The sequence below is a fragment of the Carnobacterium sp. genome, from assembly GCF_040274425.1.
The window spans coordinates 1-22,792 of the sequence record NZ_JBEMBC010000006.1; the positions used below are offsets into that span (position 1 = coordinate 1).

The window sequence follows — 22,792 nt, forward strand, 5'->3', positions numbered from 1 at the left end:
TTTTTAAAGATTCACACGGGAAAATTTCTTGAAGTTCGCTATCACCAATGCGTCCAAAGCTTTTTGAAATGTGTTTAATCCATAGATCTCCAATAAATTCTTTATCGATTGTCCAAGTTTGTCCATTTTTAAACGTCATTTTTAATGCCTTAACTTCTTTTTTCATTATTTTCGCTCCCTTTTTTTATTATTTAAAAAGTTTGTGATTCTTTTACTAGTTTCATTTTACCATAAAATAACTATATGTAAATAAAAAAGATTGTAAATTGTGATTTTTTTAACAAGATAAAACAAAAAAAGGAATAGGAAGTTCACCAATTTCCTATTCCTTCATTTACTTCTTAATAGACCGTTCGTTTAGTTCATTAATGATTAGTTAAATACAAGAACTCTAGCAGAATCGTCCATGTATTCTTTTTCACCAGCTGGAGCTTCAATAGAACCAATCGGCATTTGTCCAGTTAATTTCCAGTCTGCAGAAAGATTCCATTCTTTTTGAACAGCATCATCAATTAATGGGTTGTAGTGTTGTAAACTTCCTCCAATATTTTCAACAGCTAATGCTGTCCATACAGAGTTTTGTGCAATCCCAGTAGATTGTTCAGACCAGATAGGGAAGTTATCTGCGTATAATGCGAATTGTTCTTGTAAAGCTTTAACGATACTTGTATCTTCAAAGAATAAAATTGTTCCGAATGCTGCACGGAAGCTATTTAATTTTGCTTTAGTTGGAGCAACATCTTGTCCTTCTGGAATAGCTTTAATTAAAGCTTCTTCAGTAATATCCCAAAGTTTGTTGTGAGCAGATCCAAATAATACTACTGCACGTGAAGTTTGTGAATTGAATGAAGACGGGCTTTCTTTAATTGCTTTTGCAACTAATCCAACGATTTCTGATTCAGGTAAAGAAACATTTTTTCCTAAAGAATAAATTGAACGACGTTCTTCTAATAATTTTGTGAATTGATTTTCCATAATTTAAAAATTCCTCCTTTAATTAACTTACTTTATTAGTATAACAACTTATTTTTAGTGCGTAAACCTTTTTCTTACTTTTTGTTAAAATAGTTACAAAAAATAAGTGAAAAGAAATCTGTCCATGTTTTAGACAGATTCTTTTTACTTAGGTAACGCTGTAGCAACTTTTCAAACATCATTAGTATAGTTGTTTGAAACCCATTCAATTATAACCGATTTTTCGTTGGGCAACTCACCAGATAAAATAGTGACCTCTATTTCTGCCATCAAATCCCCTAACCATTTACCAGGTTTTCGTTTCAACACTACCTGCAGATCATTGCCATTTACGTCAATGTCATTCTTACTATAAATCGGCAACTCTTGATACAACGTGTGAACGAACTCAAAATTAATCGGATACCCTAAACAATCCATAACTGTTTCAACATCTAAAGCAATTTGAAGTCCAGTTTGATAAAGAACTTGACGATTAAAATCACCTTTCAATCGGTGCTGTAAAGCATTCATTGCTGATTTCACCTGATTAATCTCTTTTTTTGAACATTTCCAATCTCTTAGAAACAACTCAATATTCCCACTCGTTTTTCTCAGATAGTGACTTAACAATGTCCATGCAACGACGCGATTCTCAATCACACAATCTAGTTTTGCGAACTCTTCTAGCTCTTTTTTAAAATCTTTCAGTCCTGGACAATAATAAAAGAGATTTGTTCGAATAAATAACCCAAGCCCTTGTTTTCTTCCACTTCCTAAAAGAAGCTTTATAAATTCAACTTGAATACGCTCAACTGCTATTTTTTCAAGTAACGGGTGATTTTTGTGAATCGCTACTTCTGTTTCGCTATCCATGCTAAAATTTAGTTGGCTAACAAACCTTACTCCTCGCATCATACGTAAAGCATCCTCGAAAAAACGCTCTTCAGGAATACCGACAGCTTTAATCAGTTTATTTTCTAAATCTTTTTTCCCATTGAAATAATCAATGATTTCTCCATTTCGGTTCATTGCTAATGCATTTATTGTGAAATCACGCCGCTTTAAGTCTTCTTTTAATGAACGAACAAATTCAACATTGTCCGGTCGTCTGAAATCTTGATACGTTGATTCCGTTCTAAATGTAGTGATTTCATAGCTTGCATCTTTCCATAACACCATTACAGTGCCATGTTCGATTCCAACGTCTATTGTTTTTGGAAAAATTCCCTTGATTTCATTGGGCTTTGCACTTGTGGCGATATCCACGTCATTGATTGGCTTATTTAAAAGAGTATCTCTGACACTTCCCCCCACAAAATAAGCTTCAAAACCAGCTTCTTCTATTTTATCAATAATTGGTAACGCCTGTTTAAACTGATAATCGAACAGAATCATAAAAGGTTTTCCAATCCATAGGCTAGTTCATTTAATGACATCACCTTTTCACAGCCTAAAGCCACACCTGTCATAAACGAAGAACGATCAAATGAATCGTGACGGATTACTAGCCCTTCGCCGACACTACCAAATTGAACTTGCTGATGAGCTACTAGACCTGGTAAACGAACACTATGGATTTTCATGCCTTCATAATCTGCTCCACGTGCTCCTTTGATCAGTTCTTTTTCCTCTGGGTTTCCTTGCTCATGATGTCCACGCTCAGCAAAGATCATTTCAGCTGTTTTTATTGCTGTACCGCTTGGAGCATCTAATTTATTATCATGATGCATCTCAGTTATTTCAACATCTGGGAAATATTTAGAAGCTTTAGCAGCAAACTCCATCATCAAAACTGCTCCAATGGCAAAATTAGGTGCAATTAATCCCCCAATATTTTTATCTTTAGCTAATTGTTGGACTTCTTTAACTTCACTTTCTGTAAAACCAGTTGTACCCACTACTGGACGAATCCCTTTTTCTAAAGCAAAACATGTATTTTTAAAAGCAACAGCGGGAATTGTAAAGTCGATCCACACGTCTGCTTGGACTTCTTTCACCATTAGTTCTTTGTCTTGAAACACAGGTACATCTATAGTTGAAAATTCGCTCAACTCATTTAAATTTTTTTCAGAAGCATGTGGATCAAGTACGCCTACTAAAGAGAATTTTTCATTTTCTAGTACCATTTTTGTGGCCGTTAATCCCATCTTACCTTTAAAGCCTGCAACTACAATTTTAATCATTTTTATTCTTTCCTCTCAAACGGCTTTTTTCACCGTAACTTCTTTTTTTTACGTTATCTATTTATCTATAAAAAATGACTATTAGGCTCTTCACTTCATAGTCTGTTATTCTTTAAGTCTACCAAAAAGTGAGAAGGTTGCAAGACTTGTTGCTTGTTTTTAAAAAAAAATGTATTCTTTATAAGATAAATCAAGTCAGGAGTGAAGGTATGTTAAACGAAAAAATAGCTGTAAAAGATTTACTGATTATTACAATCGGCTGTGCACTTTATGCATTTGGACTAGTGTACATCAATATTGCAAACGAATTAGCTGAAGGTGGAATGACCGGTGTTTCTTTATTGTTACGCTACTGGTTTCAAATTGATCCAGCTCTATCTACATTGCTCCTAAACATTCCAACGATATTAATCGGATGGAAAATGTTAGGCAACCGTTCATTAGTTTACACCATATACGGAACAGCAATGTTGTCCTTCTTCTTATACATATGGCAAAGAACTTCAATTGCTATTGATTTAGAAAACGACCTTTTTATAGCTGGTATCTTAGCTGGCTTATGTGGTGGAGTAGGTAGCGGTATGATTTACCGTTCGGGTGGAACAACTGGCGGCAGCGATATTCTTGCTCGCATTTTAGAAAAGAAGAAAGGCATTTCAATGGGAAAAACATTATTGGTTTTTGATGTTTTTATTTTAACGTTATCGTTAACTTACATAGACTTGCCTCACATGATGTATACGTTACTTGCTTCTTATGTATTTTCTAAAATCGTTGACTTTATGCAAGATGGATCTTATGCAGCAAGAGGACTCCTCATTATTTCAGAGAAAAATGATCGTATAGCTGAAACGATTATGTCAGAAATGGAACGAGGCGTAACTTTCTTCAAAGCTGAGGGCGCTTATTCAAAAGAAGAAAAAAAAGTATTGTATTGTGTTTTAGGCAATCATGAAATTGTCATGGCTAAACGAATCATTCATGAGATTGATTCAAAAGCTTTTTATTCTCTTCTAACGGTACATGAAGTTCTAGGAGAAGGTTTCTCATTCGACCCTAAACCAAAACAACCAATTTTCAAAAAAAAAGCCAAACCTTAATGGTTTGGCTTTTTTTGTTCGTTCTTTAAATCCTCTTCAATTTCTTTTAATTGTTTTGACAATTGAATAAATCTTTCTCGATCCTCTTTTTCTAAAGACAAATCAATTTGATGTAATGTATTTTGTTTTCGTTCAGTCAATGACAACGTTTCAAGTGCAAGTTCTACTTCTTCAACCAGTTGCATACTAATGGTTTCATTCCACTTGTAATAAGGATTGTCTTCTAATACAGTCAGATATTCTGCAGACTTCCATGGATTTAAAAAAACTAGCTCAATATACATCTCTTCTTGCCAATTTAATCGAACTTCATGGAAAGCTTGTTCTGGATCGCTAAACACTGTTCCATTTTTATAAAATAGAAATGCTTCACTATTCATTTCCGTTGTAGACATCATCATGCCCCGTGGAGTTTTATCTACAGCCTCTACAAAATGGACTTTATTTAATACTATATCATGATTTAGTAAGTAGTTTAGGATCCACATGGATTCTCTTCTCTTCAATTGGAATCGGTCTAAAAACCAGCCAAGAAAAATCTTTTTAGCTTCTAAAGTAATTTGGATGTTCATGTAAAAAACCTCCCTATCTTACCCTTTTTCTCATTATAACTTAATCAATTAATAGTTGCTATTTATTTCTTCTAGTATTTCTAATATTTCTGCATCTGTTGGCTCAAGAAGCAAATAATCATTTATGACGTCTTTAATAATAGTGCGTTCTCCTTCTTCACGTAGAAAATAGATATAAGATTTTAAGAAATCTTTATTTTGACGAAGTGACGGATAAGCTTTTTGATAGGCAGTACTTGCTGCTGAATATTCTTCCAAACCTTCATTGGCTAAGGCTAAGTTCCAATAAAACTGAGGATCGACTTCATTTTGCACGAGCATTTTTTGAATCCATTCGACTGTTTCATCGAAACGTTCTTGTTTCAGCAATAAATTTGTATACGCTAACTGCACAGTTGAATTTTCTGGAACAAGTTGAACGGCCTTTATATAATAAGCTTCCGCTAAAGATTCATCTTCTAACTTGATGGCTATATCAGCGCCATAATAGAAAAGTTCATAATTATATTCATCAACTCTTAATCCTTCTTTAATGATTTCAAGAGCCTTGTCCAGTTCATTTTCTTCTTCAAGTCCTTTAGCTAAATAAGGGTACAAAGTTGTGTAGTTCGGGTCTAATTCTTTTAATTTATTTAAAGCTTCAATTGAACGACGGTATTGTTTGTCTTGTAAATAAGAGAATCCCAATTGGAATAACGTATCAACGTTCTCTTTTTCTTCCAAACTTTGCTCTAGGTATAATATCGCCTGTTCCAAATCGCCTAAAGCACTGTATGAGCTGCCACATCGAGCAGCAAGGTTGATGCCTGAAAAATCAGATAAGCCTTGGCTCATCAATTCTTCATAGCCATGAATCGCTTGCGCATATTTCCCCATAGAAAAATGTAGTTCTGCTAAGGCAAAATCAATAACCGGTTCATCAGATAAGATTTCTTTCGCTTTGAGCAGCTTTTGTTCACTTACTTCATAAAGACCTTGAACTTGGTATAAGTCGGCTAAAACAAGCAACGTTTGAGGATAAACAGCACTGTCTTCCGTGACTTCGAGTAGCCAATCCATTGCTGTGTCTAATTCATTTGCTTCAATAGCTATTTCTGCTAAACTTATTCTTAATTCATCGTCTTCAGGATAACGTTCCAGCAGGTGCAGATTTATTTTTTTTACTTCATTTAAAAAACCAAGGTGATAAAGAGAATCTGCAAGATTATACAGTTCTTCATCTGTATCTTGTTTTAAAGCCTGTTCAAAATAATTCATTGCTTCTTCTAATTGATTATTTTGAAGCGTATCGATCATCATTTGTCCATATGACATGTCAAAAAACCTCTTTCATTTTACAATCTTCTATATCTTCTATTTTAACATAAATTAGAACAAGTAGGGTCCTAGCCTTTTTCTATTTATTAAAGTGTACAAACTTATTGAACTCAACTCTAATTTAAAGTAAGCTTAAACGGTTAATATTTTCAGTCAACTAAATTTTTAACAAAGGGGCTAGTACTTTGCAAGAATATACTAAAGAAGAGCTCATCTTACAAATGACTTCTTTGAAAAGATTGAATAAAGAACTATTGGTAGCTCTTCAAGAAACAGAGCGTCTAGAATTTGAATGGACACAAAATTTAGGGCAATGGTTCTGGGATTTTACATTGAATGAAGTCACCTTTAATCCACTAAAAGCTGAAGCAATTGGATACTTAAAAGAAGATCTACCGGAAAAAGTTCCCTATCATTTCTTTACAGATAAAATTCACCCTGATGACATAGATGAAGTGATGCAACTAATGACAGACCATCTTAAGGGAGAAATACCTGCTTGGAATACAAAATACCGCATTCAAGCCAAAGATGGTTCATGGAAAGTGTACCGCGATTTCGGAAAAGTAACAGAGCGGAATGAACAAGGAGCTCCACTATTTCTTAAGGGAATTGTATTTGACATTACACAGGAAGAACAAGAACGAGATCAACTAATGGTCAGAAATCAAAATTTATCCAAACAAATGAAAAAGGATACTCTCACCTCTCTATATAACAGAACAGCTGTTACGGTGGAGCTAGCAAAACATGCAAACCATTCAAAAAAATATGATCTTCCTTTATCCGTGATGTTTTTAAAAATTGATAAGTATTCCGAATATGAGGAATTGTTTGGAGTTGTCCTAAGTGAAGAAATACTAAAAGTCACTGGTCAAATCATACAAGTAGCCATTCAAGAAAATAGACACATTGCTGGTAGATACAGAGAATCCGTGTTTTTGGTGTTACTAAATGATACAAAAAAAGAAGAAGCTTATACCCTTGCTGACACAATAAGACAGACTGTTTTAGAAACTCTTTTCGATGTTCCAAAGCATGTAAGCGTAAGCGTTGGTATATCAGAATTCAATAAAGAAGAAACAATCAGTGAGTTAGTTAATAATGTCTCAAAAAAATTAGTAACCGCCGTTAAAAACGGAGGAAATCAAATTATCATGTAACTAAAGCCTTCTTTCGTAAAGTATAAGTTTACGAAAGAAGGCTTTAGTTTTTTTTTGGTGTTTAATTTTCCCTACGAATTTTTTTCGCATAATCAATTTTGTAAACAACTTGCTTAATTTGCGTTTAAAATGGCCAGAGAATGAACTAGCCTAACTGACTTGGTCCTTTTCCTATCCTATCTTTAAACACTCTCATACCTCTCTATTAGCCGATTTAAACAAATCTGTAGCCGTATTGTTATTGAGTGTTTCAGAAGAGTAGATTACAAAAAAATGCTATTTTTATAAGTACCAGCACCTTATAAACAGCAAAAACCCCTGATTTCTCAGGGGTTTTAAGTACTGTATTATTTAACTGCGTCTTTAAGAGCTTTACCTGGTTTAAATGCAGGTACTTTGCTTGCAGCAATTTGGATTTCTTCCCCTGTTTGAGGGTTACGACCTTTACGTGCAGCACGATCGCGAACTTCAAAGTTACCAAAACCAATAATTTGAACTTTTTCACCTTCACTTAATGAAGTTTGAATTGATTCAAAAACAGCATCTACTGCTGAAGTTGCATCTTTTTTAGTAAGACCTGTTGAAGTAGCAACGTTTTCGATTAATTCTGCTTTGTTAGCCATGTGTATTTCACCTCCCTCGGAAAGAAGAATTGATGCTTTATTTTTAAGCAAATAAACATCATTTAGACATTTTTGAGTGGCCCAAAAATGAATCATTGCGAAATGTAAAATTAGTATTTCTAAATGACATTTCATTTAAAAAGATATCATATAAATACTGATACTGCAATGATTTTTAGCGTTTCAGGAAATTTTCTTATGCATTTTATAAATAATGATTAAATTATTTGAAACCCCTTAAGAGTTATGTTAAAATGCCAATTTGATTTTTTATTTCCTTCTTCTTACGATCAAATGAATCGGTGTTCCTTCAAAAGTAAAGGCATCACGAATGCGATTTTCTAAGAAACGAGCATAAGAGAAATGCATCATTTCGGGTTCATTCACAAATACTACAAACGTTGGCGGTTTAACGGCTACTTGAGTAGCATAATAAATACGCAATCGTTTTCCTTTATCCGTTGGAGTTGGATTCATAGCTACTGCATCTAATATGACTTCATTCAAGGTAGCTGATTGAATGCGTAAGTTTTGATTCATACTTACTCGCTCAATAATTTCAGGAAGTTTATTTAGACGTTGCTTCGTTAAAGCTGACACAAATATGATTGGTGCATAGCTTAGATACAAAAATTCGGCTCTAATTTGTTCTTCAAATGCTTTCATTGTGTGGTTATCTTTTTCAAGAGTATCCCATTTGTTTACAACAATGATGATTCCTTTTCCGGCTTCATGAGCATATCCAGCAACTTTTTTATCTTGCTCTCTAATACCTTCTTCTGCATTCAATACACATAAGACGACATCAGAACGTTCGATTGCTCTTAGGGCTCTTAAAACACTATATCTTTCAGTATTTTCATAAACCTTCCCTTTTTTACGCATTCCAGCAGTATCGATCATAACAAATTCAGTTCCATCTTCGCCTTCGAATGCTGTATCGATAGCATCACGAGTTGTTCCTGCAATACTCGAAACAATCACTCGATCTTCTCCTAATATAGCATTTACAAGTGATGATTTCCCTACATTTGGTCTACCGATCAAGCTGAATTTTATAACAGAATCATCATACTCTTCTTCTTGCTCTTCTGGAAAGTGGCTGATTGCTGCATCCAACAAATCACCGATTCCTAAACCATGACTTCCGGAGATTGGGAAAGGTTCACCTAATCCTAAAGAATAAAAGTCAAAAATATCGTTACGCATTTCAGGATTATCTACTTTGTTAACAGCTAATAGTACTGGTTTGTTTGTACGATAAAGAATTTTCGCTACATTCTCATCTGCATCTGTTATGTGTTCTTTTACACTTGTGATAAAAATAATCACATCTGCTTCATCCATAGCTATTTCAGCTTGATGTTTAATCTGTTCTAAAAATGGTTCATCACCTAAATCGATCCCACCTGTATCAATCACATTAAATTCTTTTCCTAGCCATTCTGCTGGTGCATAAATACGATCACGGGTTACTCCTGATACGTCTTCTACAATTGAGATGCGTTCTCCAACAATACGATTAAAAATAGTTGATTTTCCTACGTTAGGGCGACCAACGATGGCTACAACTGGTTTTGCCATTGTTTTTGCCTCCTTTTTTATATTCTCTTGTAAGTTTATAGAAATACCTCAAAACATGCAAGCTTTTGCTTAAGGAATAAGGCAAACTCTCATAAATACTTTATTTTTTTGTTACATTTTACTCAATAAATGCAAAAAAAAAGAACATGAGAGCAAAAAATGCTCACATATCCTTTTTAACGGTTTAATTAGTTCTCATCATCTGTTGTAATATCAGACAATTGATCGCCTAAAATATCACCTAAAGTAAAACCACTATCTTCTTCAGGCAAGTCGTAATTGGTTTCTTCTTGACTTGCTTTCGGTTGATTTGGTTTCTCTTCTAACGCTTTAATACTTAAAGAAAGTCTTTGATCTGTTGGATTAACTTCTAACACTTTCACTTTAATCTCGTCGCCTTCACTTAAAATTTCATGCGGAGTAGCAATGTGATTGTGCGAAATTTGTGAAATATGAACAAGTCCTTCAACTCCTGGAAAGACTTCAACAAACGCGCCAAAACTTGTTAGACGCTTAACTAGGCCATCTAGAACCGACCCTACAGCTGCACGCTCTTCAATATCGTCCCATGGGCCAGGCAATGTTTCTTTAATAGAAAGAGAAATACGTCCTTCTTCTTCGTTTACAGAAAGAATTTTCACGTTAACTTCTTCTCCGACTGTTAAGACATCGGCTGGATCTTTTACATGCTCATAAGCAATTTGTGAGATGTGGACTAGGCCATCTACACCACCAAGATCAATAAACGCTCCAAAGTTTGTTAAACGAGCGATTTTCCCTTTTACAATATCGCCTTCAACCAAATGACTAAGCAACCCCTTTTTCTTTTCTTCGTTTTCTGCTTCAACAACAGCTTTATGAGAAAGAATTAAACGGTTCTCACTAGGTTCGATTTCAACGATTTTAAATTTCAATGTCTGTCCTTTGTAACTAGAAAAATCTTCTACAAAATGAACATCTACCATAGAAGCAGGTACAAATCCTCTGACGCCTACATCTACAACTAAACCACCTTTTACTACTTCTTTAACAGGTGCTTCAATAATGGTGCCTTCATCAAATTCTTTTTGAACTTTTTCCCAAACTTTTTTAGCATCAATACGGCGTTTTGATAGTAAATAACTGCCATTTTCTTTTTCTTTAATTTCTTTGATAACAACTAAGTCTACAACATCTCCAACGTTTACAACATCTGTAACGTTTTCAAATGGAGCAGCTGATAATTCATTGTTCGGAATGACACCTTCAACTCCACCACCAATGATGCCAACTATAGCCTGCTTATTATCTTGAATCGTTAAAATTTCACCTTTAACAATATCTCCAATATTAATTTCTTGAACACTATTCATTGCATCCATCATTGATTCTTGTTCGTTGATCTCTTGGTTTTTCTCATTTTCCGTCATATGTTTGCCCTCCTATAACTAGCCAATAAAATACTTTCTCTCTATATTTTAACCAATTATTTAAATTATTGCCACCAAAACGACTGGAAATGTAAAAGAATCCTTAATTAATAAGTTTAGTTTGGATTAATTCTCTGATTTTTTCCACAACTTGTTCAATAGATAAGCTCGTTGTATCTAAACGAATAGCATCTTCAGCTTGTGTAAGCGGAGAAACTTCACGATGTGAATCCTTGTAATCTCGATCCGCAATTTCTTGCTTTAATACTTCTAGTGAAGTAGGTATACCTTTGCTTAAATTTTCTTTGTATCGTCTTTCTGCTCGTTCATCAACACTGGCAATAAGAAATATTTTCACTTCTGCAGTTGGCAAAACAGCAGTACCAATATCACGACCGTCCATAACAACTCCACCGTGTGCAGCTATTTCTTGTTGTCTTTTTACTAGTTCTTTTCTAACTTCTCCATGCGCTGAAACAGCAGAAACAGCATTTGTTACATCTGTTAAACGAATAGCATCAGTTACATCCTCACCATTAATAAATACTTTTTGATTGCCTTTGTTTGGTTCAAAAGAAATAATCATTTCTTTTAACAAATGAACTAATTGTTTTTCGTCGGTTACTTCGATTTTATTTTTGATTGCTTGATACGTTAGAGCACGATACATTGCTCCAGTATCGCAATAAATGTACCCTAATTCTGTCGCTAATATCTTAGCGACAGTGCTTTTTCCAGCCGATGCCGGGCCGTCAATGGCAACTTGTATTGTTTTTTTCATTTTTTTTCCTACTTTCTTTCTCATATTAAAAAGGCTAGGTTAACCCTAGCCTTCTGTCAATTATAAAAATCCAACTCTATAGACCGTCTATTTAACTTTCAAGACCGTTCCAACACTAACTGAATCGCCTGCTATACCATTTAATGCTTTCAATTCATCTGTTGTCATGTTGTGATTCAAAGCAATACGATACAGATTGTCTCCTGCTTGAACAGTATAAGTATTTGTTGCTTCTTCTACTACTTCAGACTCTGGTTCTTCAACACTTTCTGGCTCTTCGATCACAGGTTGTTCTGCCACTTGTGATTCAGGCTCTTGTGGCTGTAAAGCTTCACTCTCATCAGATGACTCTTCTTCTATACTTTCAGATGAAACTTCTGATTCGGGTTCCGACTCAGAAACTGATTCTTCTGAGCTGTTTGATTCACTACTGCTATTTTGTGTTATCGTCATTCTTTCTTCCGTTTCGTTCTGTTTTTTGCTACTATCGGAGTCTACATTAGACCACCAAAGATAAGCAACACTTGGTAAGATAATAATCAATAGTAAGAAAATAACCAAAGAGGTGATAACGGGGTGTACACTTTTCTTCGCTTTTTTTCTTGCTGTTCTAGAATATTTATCATCCACTAAACTATCGTCATCATCAAATTTACGATTCCATGCTTTTTCTTTTTTTGGGTTGTTTTTAGAATTTCTTTTACTCATCTTTTAGTACTCCTCCTAGACTAAACTCTGTATTATTGTATCATTTTTATACAGAATTGTCTTATTAATTTCCTATTAAAAATAATTCCTTTATAGTTTCTTCCCAACTTTTTTCATTTTGAGAACCTATTTTTTGTTTCAAATCAGATTCGCCGTAAAAATCAGCGATCTTAAGACTGCAATTACTACAGCAACGATCTGGTTTGCTGTCTAATTTTTCATCAAAATAATGCAAGAGAAAGCTTCTTTTGCAACTAGATGTTTCAACATAATCCATCATATAATACAATTGCTGTTGTTTGTATACAATCCTACTTTTTACTTGCTGTTTGGCTGTTTCAATAGACAAATTGGATTTTAAATAATTTTCTATTAGTTGCTTTTGGGAAGGACTGCAACTTCCTTCTGGAATCACGCCTTTTTTATACCCGTATTCCAACATCTCAACTGTCGGTAATGTATACTCTTGTAAACGAAATTGAATCATACTGTCTCCCTGTTCGTATAACAATAGAGCTAGGCTGGGTTCTCCATCTCTGCCACATCTCCCGACTTCTTGCAAATACGCTTCAGGACTGCCCGGAAGATGATAATGAATAACAAATCGAATATTACTTTTATTGATGCCCATTCCAAATGCGCTTGTCGCACAAATAATATCAATTTCATCATGAACAAATTGTTGTTGTATTTTAATTTTATCTTCTGATTCTATATCTGAGTGGTAACTTTCTGCAATGATGGTTGTTTTTTCTCGAATTAATCCAGCAATTTCATCGGCTGTTTTTTTACTAGAGAAATAGATGATTCCTGGTTTTTTTAATTGTTCAATTTGATTCATCAAATGCTCATTCTTGTCTCGGTCACAGATAATAGCTGAAAAAGCAATATTTGAACGATCGACTGAATAAACAATTTCCTTTGTATTTCCATCATCAATATGCAATGACGCTAAAATCTCTTCTCGTACACGTTTTGTAGCTGTAGCGGTTAATGCCATGGTTAATGGGAAGCTTAATTGTTTACGAACCAATCCTAAATCTAAGTAATCCGGTCTGAAATCCAATCCCCACTGAGAGATACAATGAGCTTCATCAATGGCAAAAAGACCAATTGGAACTTTTTTTAAATATGCCATCACATATTCCTGTTGAAGCATCTCAGGTGAAAGAAAAATAAACTTGTACTGAGCTAAATGCTTCAGAACCCATTCTTTTTCCTGTGCATCCATCAAACTGTTGATAGCTGCGACTCTTTTTTCACCGTTAAGCTTTAATTGTTCTACTTGGTCTTGCATCAATGACAATAGAGGTGAAACAATTACTACAAGACCATTCAAACAATAACCTGTTAATTGGTAACAAATTGATTTCCCTGTGCCTGTTGGCAGCATGACTAAGGTGTGTCTCCCCTCTAAAGCTGCTAAAATGGCTTCTTCTTGCCCATTTCTAAAAGAAGTGTACCCAAAATATTTCTCTAAATTTTGTTTGATGAGCTCTTTATTATTCATCGGTACGACTCCTTTCAACTTGAATCAATCTATACCATGAAAAAGGGACCTGCGGCATATCTTTTTCTAATTCCTCATAGGTGATTTTTTCGTTAGATTGAAATACTGTAATTAAACGTTGGTAATCGGTGTCAGGTATTACACTAGCAACATCGAAATCCGAAAAAATAATAGCTAATTCAATAACGTGTTCTGAAATAGTGTTCGCCTTTAAATTCCTCTTTAGTGCAATATTTTCAATAGAAAGTCCTTTATCTAAATAATAAGCGGTCAACCTTGTACTTTGGCTTAGACTGCTATAAGGATCTCCGATACATTCTTGATAAATCAAATAAAATAAAGGATACTTTTCTTTTTTACGAACGATTTGATCCATTAATTGAATAATAGCATCTTGAAGTAAAAAAGCTATTTCTAACGCTTCAATTTTATGCATAGAAGCTAGTTGAGTGATCGTTTTCCCAAATTTTTCATGTCCGGTTAATTGCGATACCGCTATTTCTGCAGAAAATGAATCCAAATTATTTAATACTTGAATCCATTCTTTTCCAAAAGATTGAGCAAGTTTTTGTTTATCCAATGGATTATTTTTCAACCAATTTTTTACCCAAAGTTGGTTTTTCCATTCTTTATCAAGAGGCAAATACCGTTTATTTTGATACCGTAATTCCGAAAGAACTTGCGTCAAAAACACTATTTTCTTCCAAAATTCCTTAGTAGATTTTCCATTTAATAATTGATTTAAATTCGTGGGATAAAAATGTTCAGAAAAATAGATCTCTACTTCTGCCTTTCCTTGTTCAGAAAGATAAAACTCCTCACTCGTACCGTTTGCTTTGATCCAACCTCTTGTAACGAACTTTTGAATCATCTGATTATAATGTGCTCGTTTTAAATTAGGAAAAATTGAAAAAAACTTTATTAGTTGATACATATGCGCTTTGAATAAAATCGAAGCGGTTCTTTTCCCAATTAAAATATGGTATAACGTTGAAGGCTTAATTGGATAGTCTTTTGAATATAATGACAGACAGAAAAATTGACTGTATAACGATTGATCCAAGACATTCACCCTCATTTCAAATACTTTAACAAAAGTAAAAGCAACACTGATACCTCGTTAAATCTAATATACCAAAAATAACTAATTTTAGGGTATTCTTTTATAAATTTTAAAAAATATTAATCAAAAGTGTATATAAGTTTCAATAAAAAAAGAAACCGCAAAAACTGCGGTTTCTTTTTTTATTTAAAACTGATTTTTGTCATTTGGTTACGAAACAACCAAGTTTTTAATTTTGCAAAGAGTAAGATAAATACTGTGCTTACTATCGCTCCTTTTATTATATTAAATGGTATAACACCCATTAAAAGATACTCTCTAATAGGTCCTACACTAAAGTTTAATACTTTTAAGTACAAAGGAAGTAAGAATAAATAATTTACAAATGATAGAACAATTGTTAACGATGCAGTTCCAATCACATTTGCAAAAATAATATTTTTTGTATCATGAATTTTAGCCTTCATGATTAAATAAATTGGCAATGTGTAAGCAACAGAAGCTATAAAACTTGCAGTATCCCCAATAGGATATCCTGCGTCACCGCCCGTTTGGATATAATGAAGTAATGAACGTATAAACGCAACCATTACGCCTCCAACCGGACCGTATAAAAACATTCCAATCAAAACAGGAATATCACTAAAATCTACTTTAAGAAAAGTAACTCCTGGAATTATTGGAAAACCAAATGAAATCAAAATGGTTGCAAAAGCAGCCAACATGGAGATTCCCACCATTTTCTTCGTATTACTAGTTTGCATAAAAATCCTCCTAAAAGGACTCATCAGCACAGGCATTACTGAGTCTATTTAAATAAAAACAATATAAAAATGCTCGTCCTAATTATCTTCAGATAATTAAACAGAGCACTTGAATAGTGAAGCATATTCAAATAAACTCCATCTTCTTTATCCAGACTTTACTGTCGGTACTGGAATTAAACCAGTTCAACTAAATAATGCTATTTAGCTCGTGGACTATACCACCGGTCGGGAATTTCACCCTGCCCCTGAAGACGAATCTTTATATTTTTTTTAACATCTTAATTGTATACCATAACAAAAGAAAAATCAACAGTTACTTACTTTTTATTCGTAAATCAATCGATATAAGGTAAATGAACAATAAAAATAGTATGTTCATGTATGACACTTTTTACTTCGACAAAGCCGCCATGCGCTTCTATAATATTTTTAACAATGGATAAACCAATACCTGTACCTGTTTTATTGCCTTTCATTACAGTACGTGATTTATCAGCTTTATAAAATCGATCAAAAACATAAGGAACATCTTCTTCAGAAATTCCTGTTCCATTATCTCTTACTTCGATTAGTACTTCATCCATAATTTTATCCAAATGTACCCAAATTTCCACTTGCTTATGTTCTTTATTAGCCAAACTAGTATGTCTGATTGCATTATTGATCAAGTTTACAAATACCTGATTCATCTTGTCTTCATCCATATAATAAGAATCTAAATTAGGATCAATAGACAATTTCATTTCAATATTATTTTTTTCAGACATCGTAGCAAATCGTGTAAATAATTTATTGAAAAAATCATCTAACTGAACATCCAGCTTAATCAAATTTATAAAGCCCGCTTCCATTCTAGAACTATCAAGCATTTCATTAACCATACGGTTCATTCGAATAGATTCTTCACCGATTATCTTAGCCATTTCTTTTTTCTCTTCTTGCGTTTCGGCTACATCATCCAAAATAGCTTCACTGTATCCTTGAATCATAACTAAAGGTGTTCTTAATTCATGAGAGATATTGTTAATAAAATCATTTCTCATAATATCAAGCCTTTTTTCTTTAGTGATATTCTGAATAGAAACCAATACACCACGAACACTTTCTAAATTCTCATCAAAAAGTGGTATCAATGTTATATTGTAATAATAATCATCAATATTGTTTTCATAACTTACTTTTTCGGGAAATCTGATAACAGAATCAATTCGGTATTCTAACACTTCAGGTATGACTGTTTTCATTACTTGATCTGATCGATACAAGTGTTGTAAATATTCATCTCCAAGTGGATTAGACATCAATAATGTTTTATCTTGATTGTAATACAATACTCCCGTTGAGATGGACGTCACAATATTTTCTAACAGTTCTTTTTCTTGTCTAGTTGCCGCTCCTGTTACTTCCAATGATTTGCCCATTTTATTCATAGCAAGTGCTAATTGAGCTAACTCATCTTTGTAATTCGATTGCGTTTGCTTTGAAAAATCATTTTTAGCATAATCATAAGCGATATCTCTCAATTGAGTTAAAGGATGGCCTAGTCTGCGTTGGAAATAATAAAACAATATAATTCCTATCACGATATAAAGAATCAAATTCGCAACTGACCACATTGCCATCCTACTGTTGGTTTTATTTAAAAAAGATAAATCTCCATAGATGTATAGTTGACCATCTTGGTTATTAAGGTCAAAATGATGAATTTTCATGATAAACGGTGTTTTTGACTCTCCATCAAATTTCACTTCATCCTTAATTAAAGCGTCTTCTCCACTATTTAATGCAGCGTTCACTTGCCTAGTGGCTGCAACTTTTTCTATAGCTTCTAATTGTTTATCCAAATCAATGTTGGACGAATAAGCAATAGGTTCATTTTCTTGTTGGATAATCAAAAAAAGATGCGAATTAAAAGGTCTTATTTTATCCAAATTTTCTATTAAAAAATTTGGATCTTCTTCAGACATGATTGCAATAGCATCCATTGAACTTTCAAAATCTTTTATATAATTTTCTTCAATATTTTTTTTATAAATCATTCCATATACTTGAGTTGAGGTAAAAAAACAAAAACCTATAGCTAACATGGTTACTACCCAAGTACGGGTTACAAGGCTATTTAGTTTAAACATATCCCGACCTACTTTTCAGATTCTTCTGGAAAAGAATTAAATTTATACCCTAGACCCCATACGGTCACGATCATTTTTGCAGCCGGTTCAGAATGCTTCGTTAATTTTTCTCTTAAACGTTTAATATGAGTATCTACCGTTCTTAAATCACCAAAGAACTCATACTTCCATACTTCACGTAATAATTGTTCTCTTCCAAAAATTTGATCTGGAGATTGTGCCAGATATAATAATAAATCATATTCTTTTGGAGTCAGATTGACAGCATTCCCATCTGCCAAGACACGATGAGATTGGTCATCTATTTCAAAATGAGGCATTTTAATTAAATCAGGATTTGCTTTTTCTTTTGGTTTTCCGCTTTGGGTTCTTTTTAGAATAGCCGATACTCTTAAAACGACTTCTCTTGGACTAAATGGTTTCACAATATAATCGTCTGCACCCACTTCAAATCCCTCTATACGACTAACTTCTTCCCCTTTAGCGGTCAACATCATGATTGGAGTATTTTTAGTTTCACGTATTTTCTCAGCAACTTGGATACCATCCATTTTGGGAAGCATTAAATCTAGCAAAATTAAATCGTAATCATTCTCTAAAGCCATCTTAACGGCATCTTCACCATTGTCTGCTTCAAAAACGACATAATTTTCTCTTTCTAAATACATTTTTAATAGTCTACGAATACGATCTTCGTCATCTACTACTAACAGATGCATTACATCATTTTCCATTATATTTCCACCTCATCATTTTCCTTTAACACTTACATACAGAAATTTAGTCTAATATCAGTATACACAACATTTGTTACAATTTTCAACTAATTGACATGATTCCTTATTGAAACATTAAAACGTTCTCAAAAAAGAAGTGCTTATTCTAAAAAAAGAAAAGCTACATCATCTATTTGTTTATAAAAAAAAGAACTTGGTTTTATTCAAGCTCTTTACTCATTTATTTATTAGTTTGTTTTATTTTCTTCTTGAGTTGCTGAATTACGCAATTGATAAATTTCAAATGTCTTTAATTCACGCCATTCGCCTGGTTGTAATCCATCTAACGTCAATGTACCATAAGATTCTCTTTTTAACTTTTCTACCGGATGACCAATAGCTTGAAACATGTTTTTTACTTGTCTATTGCGGCCTTCATGTATGGTTAATTCCACCATAGTGATATCTTTTGCACGATCAGATGAAAGGATTTTAGCTTTAGCTGGAGCCGTTTTTTTACCTTCAATAACAATACCTTTTTCAAGCTTATTCAGTGCTTTTCTATCAACTAAACCTTTTACTTTAGCAACATACGTTTTATCTATTTGATACTTAGGATGCATCAATAATTGGGAAAGTTCTCCGTCATTTGTTAACATCAATGCTCCGGTTGTGTCATAGTCTAATCGACCAACTGGATAAATTCGTTGTTCGATATTAGCAAATAAATCCGTTACTACAGGACGTCCCTTATCATCTGAAACGGCTGTGATCATATTTCTAGGTTTATTTAGTAAAAAATAGACCGGTTCTTCTCTATAAATTGGAACTCCATCCACTTCCACTACATCAGAATTCCCAATTTGAATTCCCATTTCCTTAACAACTTTTCCATTTACTTTAACATGTCCTTTAGAAATAAGTTCCTCTGATTTACGACGCGAGGCTACTCCGGCATGAGCTAAAACTTTTTGCAATCTTTCCATAATTTCTCCTTCATACAACTCTATTTTTATTCTTATTCAAACTGCTGATTAAAACGTTCAAAAAATAAATCTGATTCTTTTTCGCTGGTTTCAGTTTCTAATTCGGTTATCTTAGGTAGATCATTTAGATCTTTAAGACCAAAATAATCCATGAAATAGTCCGAAGTCCCATATAAAATAGCTCTTCCAGGGCCTTCTGCTCGTCCTTTCGGTTCTATTAATCCTCTAAGCGTAAGTTTTTGCAATGCTCCACTTGTTTGAACTCCCCGTATTTCATCAATCTCCATCCGAGTCAAAGGCTGCTTATACGCTATAATGGCGAGTGTTTCTAATGCTGCCTGTGAAAGGTTAGTGGTTAAAGGTGAGATAGCATATTTTTTTATGACATCTGCATACTCTTTTTTAGTCGCTAGTTGATACTGATTTCCTACTTCAAGCAGCATCAGCCCTCTGGCAGTCATCGTCTCATACTCTTTTTGAAGTCGCATTAAAAATTGATACGCTTGTTGAGTTGAACACTCTAAAAGACTCGAAATTTCCTCTAGTGTCATCCCCTCATCTCCAGCTACAAAGAGCAGTGCTTCAATTGCTGCTAATTCATCCATACTACTCATCACCTATTTCTTCTGTTTCTGATGGATAGACAATAATATCTCCATAGGTTATTTCTTGTTGAATGTAAATATCTTTTTCCTTAATAAGTTCAAGTAAAGCCATAAAGGTCGTTACCATCTCATTTTTTGTTGGCTCTTCAAAAAAACCTGCAAACAAAACCCCTTGATCGGCTTTTACATTTCTCAGTTTTCCCATGATAAAATCCATTTTTTCATTAATTGAAGTCTCTTCAGCTTTAATTTTTGTTTGTAAAGGGACTTTTTTCATTTTTTTATTAAACATTTCTTGAAAAGCAGCTACTAAATCAAATGTACTGATTTGAAGAGGTTCGAGAGGGACTTTTTCTTGTAACAGCTCTAAATTAGCGGGCTCCTTAGAAAAGTAGTGACTTCGTTCTTCTTCTTTTACTTTTAACAAAGCGGCTGCTGATTTAAATTTTCGATATTCTAGCAATTGTTCTACTAATGCATCTCGGGGATCTTCACCAGAATCATAAAACCCTTCATCTTCTTGATCTGCATCGATCTCCTGTTTAGGTAACAGAAGTTTACTTTTAATGGCCATTAACGTAGCGGCCATAACTAAATAATCGCCCGCAACATCTAGCTGCAATACTTTCATTGCTCGAATGTAATTCAAGTATTGTGACGTTACATCAGCAATTGGAATATCGTAAATATCAATTTCTAAATGTTTGATCAAGTGCAGCAATAAGTCTAGCGGCCCTTCAAACGCATCAGTTTTTATATTTATATCAGATGACATCTAACCCTCGCCTTTTTCATCAGTTACTAAGCTCTGCTGTTGGTTTTGTTTACCTTTTTCTTGTTCCCACTTAGCAACCAAAGCGGACGTTTCTAATGTTCCCATTATTTTTTTTTGTAGGAAACGATGTTCTAAAGCTTCTAACATTTTATAACTAACGCCTTCATTTCTAAATGAAGGATTGATTGAGATATGCCTTAACAATATCATGTCGTTTCCAATTTCTACGCCTATTACACCTATGATATCTTGAGTGTCCTCACTTTTCCATAAATAAAGTTTACGATCTTCTTTACTTTGATACCAATCCATTTCATCTTGCAAACGTGAAACGTCTTTTAAATCTGGAACGAACGAGAGCAATCCCATTGAAATTTTTTCATAATCATTTTTGTAATCGAGTAACATAATTTCCTCCTAGCGCTTTAAGCTTGCAACACTAACTATTAGTGCATATCTATTAATACAGAGAGCAATCTAATCTCATTAAGTCTGCATAACTTTCTCGCTTAATAGCCAAAAAATCTTTTCCGTTTTCAACAAATACTACTGGTGGTCTTGGAATGCGGTTGTAATTGCTTGCCATTGCATAACCATAAGCACCCGTACTAAAAACAGCTAAAATATCGGTGGCATCTGCTTTTGGCAGTGGCAGGTCCCAAATTAACATATCGCCAGACTCACAACATTTCCCAGCTATAGAGTAAGTTTCTTCTACTGCATCTGCTACACGATTAGCCAAAACTCCTGTATATTTTGCATCGTATAAGGCAGGTCTGATGTTATCCGTCATACCGCCATCAATCGCTAGGTAGTTTCGAACATCTGGTATCATTTTTTGCGAACCAACTTGATATAAAGTGATTCCTGCATCTCCTACTAGACTACGACCTGGTTCAATCCAAATTTCAGGCATTGGCAGTTGAATTTTTTTTGAAACAGACTGAACTTCATCAATTAAGTTATTCACATAATCTTCAATTGGTAAAGGCTCATCTTCAGATGTATATCTAATGCCAAAACCTCCACCAACATTTAAAACACGCAATTGAAAGCCAAACAATACTTGCCATTCTTTTGACTGTATCATTAGTTTATCAATCGCTAGACTAAAACCGTCTGTTTCAAAAATCTGTGAACCGATATGACAATGCAAACCCATTACATCGATATAAGGCATTTCCAAAGACATTTCTAAAGCTTGCTGAGCTTGTCCATTTTCTAAATCAAATCCAAATTTAGAATCGGTCTGCCCAGTGGTGATGTATTCATGAGTATGAGCTTCGACTCCAGGAGTCACCCGTAATAGAATAGACACTTTTTGTTGACGCTGTTGAGTATATTCATTCAGTTTACTTAATTCATAAAAATTATCGACAACAAAACAACCAATGTCATAATCCAAAGCTGCAATAATTTCTGAATCTGATTTATTATTCCCATGAAAATGGATTTTTTTATTTGGGTATTCTGCTTTTATGGCTGTAAATAACTCTCCACCAGAAACAACGTCTAATGACATTTCTTCTTCTGCCATCAGTTGATAGATTGCCAAGCAAGAGAATGCTTTACTTGCATAGGCAACTTGAGCTTTGATGTTACGATCTTGAAAAGCTTTTTTGAATGTCCGTGCTTTGTATTTTATTTGAGAAATGTCATATACATAGACTGGTGTTCCATATTTTTCAACTAATGAAACTGTGTCTACACCGCCAATTTCTAAATGGTTAGCTTCATTCATTCTCATTGTGCCCGTTAGTAATCTTTCATCCATTAATCGACTATCCTCATTTCAATTTCTCTTGATTTTTGCTTTATTTACTTTAACACAAAATAAAGCA

The 22,792-nt window shown here is 33.9% G+C and carries 22 protein-coding genes and 1 riboswitch; of the genes, 2 read left to right on the forward strand and 20 right to left on the reverse strand.

Features of this window, described 5'->3' with window-relative positions; translation table 11 throughout:
* Window positions 1-372 precede the first annotated feature (372 nt).
* The 3 genes from ABS911_RS02120 to dapB all read right to left on the reverse strand — a co-directional run bounded on the left by ABS911_RS02120 (window position 373) and on the right by dapB (window position 3,140).
* The gene (locus ABS911_RS02120; RefSeq protein ID WP_350466074.1) at window positions 373-975 is read right to left on the reverse strand and encodes a nitroreductase family protein; all 603 of its coding nucleotides are present in this window, start codon (window positions 973-975) and stop codon (window positions 373-375) included.
* A 171-nt stretch (window positions 976-1,146) separates the two neighbouring features.
* Window positions 1,147-2,352, reverse strand: a complete 1,206-nt coding sequence (locus ABS911_RS02125; protein WP_350466075.1) for a CCA tRNA nucleotidyltransferase — start codon at window positions 2,350-2,352, stop codon at window positions 1,147-1,149.
* Window positions 2,349-3,140 (reverse strand): 4-hydroxy-tetrahydrodipicolinate reductase, encoded by a 792-nt coding sequence (gene dapB, locus ABS911_RS02130; protein WP_350466076.1) that lies wholly within the window; start codon window positions 3,138-3,140, stop codon window positions 2,349-2,351. Before dapB ends, ABS911_RS02125 begins: the two co-directional genes overlap by 4 nt.
* 209 nt (window positions 3,141-3,349) lie before the next feature.
* Between dapB and ABS911_RS02135 the strand changes: the two genes are divergently transcribed.
* The gene (locus ABS911_RS02135) at window positions 3,350-4,240 is read left to right on the forward strand and encodes a YitT family protein (protein WP_350466077.1); all 891 of its coding nucleotides are present in this window, start codon (window positions 3,350-3,352) and stop codon (window positions 4,238-4,240) included.
* Here ABS911_RS02135 and ABS911_RS02140 read toward each other — a convergent pair.
* Both ABS911_RS02140 and ABS911_RS02145 read right to left on the reverse strand, forming a co-directional pair.
* On the reverse strand, window positions 4,237-4,812 hold the full coding sequence (locus tag ABS911_RS02140) for a ReoY family proteolytic degradation factor (protein ID WP_350466078.1): 576 nt from the start codon (window positions 4,810-4,812) through the stop codon (window positions 4,237-4,239). The genes ABS911_RS02135 and ABS911_RS02140 overlap by 4 nt on opposite strands.
* A 48-nt stretch (window positions 4,813-4,860) precedes the next feature.
* Window positions 4,861-6,126 carry a tetratricopeptide repeat protein gene (locus ABS911_RS02145; RefSeq protein ID WP_350466079.1) on the reverse strand — a complete coding sequence of 422 codons (1,266 nt, stop codon included), beginning with the start codon at window positions 6,124-6,126 and terminating at the stop codon, window positions 4,861-4,863.
* Between the two features lie 188 nt (window positions 6,127-6,314).
* Here ABS911_RS02145 and ABS911_RS02150 point away from each other — a divergent pair, with 188 nt between their 5' ends.
* Window positions 6,315-7,292 carry a GGDEF domain-containing protein gene (locus ABS911_RS02150; protein ID WP_350466080.1) on the forward strand — a complete coding sequence of 326 codons (978 nt, stop codon included), beginning with the start codon at window positions 6,315-6,317 and terminating at the stop codon, window positions 7,290-7,292.
* A 347-nt stretch (window positions 7,293-7,639) separates the two neighbouring features.
* Here ABS911_RS02150 and hbs read toward each other — a convergent pair whose 3' ends face one another.
* From hbs to lysA, 15 genes are all read right to left on the reverse strand, one after another.
* Window positions 7,640-7,915 (reverse strand): non-specific DNA-binding protein Hbs, encoded by a 276-nt coding sequence (hbs, locus tag ABS911_RS02155; RefSeq protein ID WP_013710665.1) that lies wholly within the window; start codon window positions 7,913-7,915, stop codon window positions 7,640-7,642.
* Window positions 7,916-8,185: 270 nt separating this feature from the next.
* Window positions 8,186-9,499: a ribosome biogenesis GTPase Der gene (gene der, locus ABS911_RS02160; RefSeq protein WP_350466081.1), complete on the reverse strand. Its 1,314-nt coding sequence runs from the start codon at window positions 9,497-9,499 to the stop codon at window positions 8,186-8,188.
* Window positions 9,500-9,687: 188 nt separating this feature from the next.
* Window positions 9,688-10,908, reverse strand: a complete 1,221-nt coding sequence (gene rpsA / locus ABS911_RS02165) for a 30S ribosomal protein S1 (protein ID WP_350466082.1) — start codon at window positions 10,906-10,908, stop codon at window positions 9,688-9,690.
* Between the two features lie 103 nt (window positions 10,909-11,011).
* Window positions 11,012-11,689 (reverse strand): (d)CMP kinase, encoded by a 678-nt coding sequence (cmk, locus tag ABS911_RS02170; protein WP_350466083.1) that lies wholly within the window; start codon window positions 11,687-11,689, stop codon window positions 11,012-11,014.
* An 87-nt stretch (window positions 11,690-11,776) separates the two neighbouring features.
* Window positions 11,777-12,397, reverse strand: a complete 621-nt coding sequence (locus tag ABS911_RS02175) for a LysM peptidoglycan-binding domain-containing protein (protein WP_350466084.1) — start codon at window positions 12,395-12,397, stop codon at window positions 11,777-11,779.
* 64 nt (window positions 12,398-12,461) lie between these two features.
* Window positions 12,462-13,907 (reverse strand): RecQ family ATP-dependent DNA helicase, encoded by a 1,446-nt coding sequence (locus tag ABS911_RS02180; protein ID WP_350466085.1) that lies wholly within the window; start codon window positions 13,905-13,907, stop codon window positions 12,462-12,464.
* Entirely contained in the window at window positions 13,900-14,970 is a 1,071-nt protein-coding gene (locus ABS911_RS02185; protein ID WP_350466086.1) for a YpbB family protein, read from the reverse strand. The genes ABS911_RS02180 and ABS911_RS02185 overlap by 8 nt, the downstream gene beginning before the upstream one ends.
* A gap of 182 nt (window positions 14,971-15,152) precedes the next feature.
* Window positions 15,153-15,734 carry an ECF transporter S component gene (locus ABS911_RS02190; protein ID WP_350466087.1) on the reverse strand — a complete coding sequence of 194 codons (582 nt, stop codon included), beginning with the start codon at window positions 15,732-15,734 and terminating at the stop codon, window positions 15,153-15,155.
* 136 nt (window positions 15,735-15,870) lie between these two features.
* Window positions 15,871-15,994, reverse strand: a riboswitch (FMN riboswitch).
* Between the two features lie 78 nt (window positions 15,995-16,072).
* Window positions 16,073-17,869 carry a sensor histidine kinase gene (locus tag ABS911_RS02195; protein ID WP_350466088.1) on the reverse strand — a complete coding sequence of 599 codons (1,797 nt, stop codon included), beginning with the start codon at window positions 17,867-17,869 and terminating at the stop codon, window positions 16,073-16,075.
* 8 nt (window positions 17,870-17,877) lie between these two features.
* Window positions 17,878-18,603: a response regulator transcription factor gene (locus tag ABS911_RS02200; protein WP_350466089.1), complete on the reverse strand. Its 726-nt coding sequence runs from the start codon at window positions 18,601-18,603 to the stop codon at window positions 17,878-17,880.
* A 230-nt stretch (window positions 18,604-18,833) separates the two neighbouring features.
* Window positions 18,834-19,571, reverse strand: coding sequence for a pseudouridine synthase (locus ABS911_RS02205; RefSeq protein ID WP_350466090.1), 738 nt, complete (start codon window positions 19,569-19,571; stop codon window positions 18,834-18,836).
* 32 nt (window positions 19,572-19,603) lie between these two features.
* The gene (gene scpB, locus ABS911_RS02210) at window positions 19,604-20,176 is read right to left on the reverse strand and encodes an SMC-Scp complex subunit ScpB (protein ID WP_350466091.1); all 573 of its coding nucleotides are present in this window, start codon (window positions 20,174-20,176) and stop codon (window positions 19,604-19,606) included.
* A gap of 1 nt (window position 20,177) precedes the next feature.
* Window positions 20,178-20,951 (reverse strand): segregation/condensation protein A, encoded by a 774-nt coding sequence (locus ABS911_RS02215; protein WP_350466092.1) that lies wholly within the window; start codon window positions 20,949-20,951, stop codon window positions 20,178-20,180.
* Window positions 20,952-21,359, reverse strand: a complete 408-nt coding sequence (locus ABS911_RS02220) for a GNAT family N-acetyltransferase (protein WP_350466093.1) — start codon at window positions 21,357-21,359, stop codon at window positions 20,952-20,954.
* 52 nt (window positions 21,360-21,411) lie between these two features.
* Entirely contained in the window at window positions 21,412-22,725 is a 1,314-nt protein-coding gene (gene lysA, locus ABS911_RS02225) for a diaminopimelate decarboxylase (RefSeq protein WP_350466094.1), read from the reverse strand.
* Window positions 22,726-22,792 lie beyond the last annotated feature (67 nt).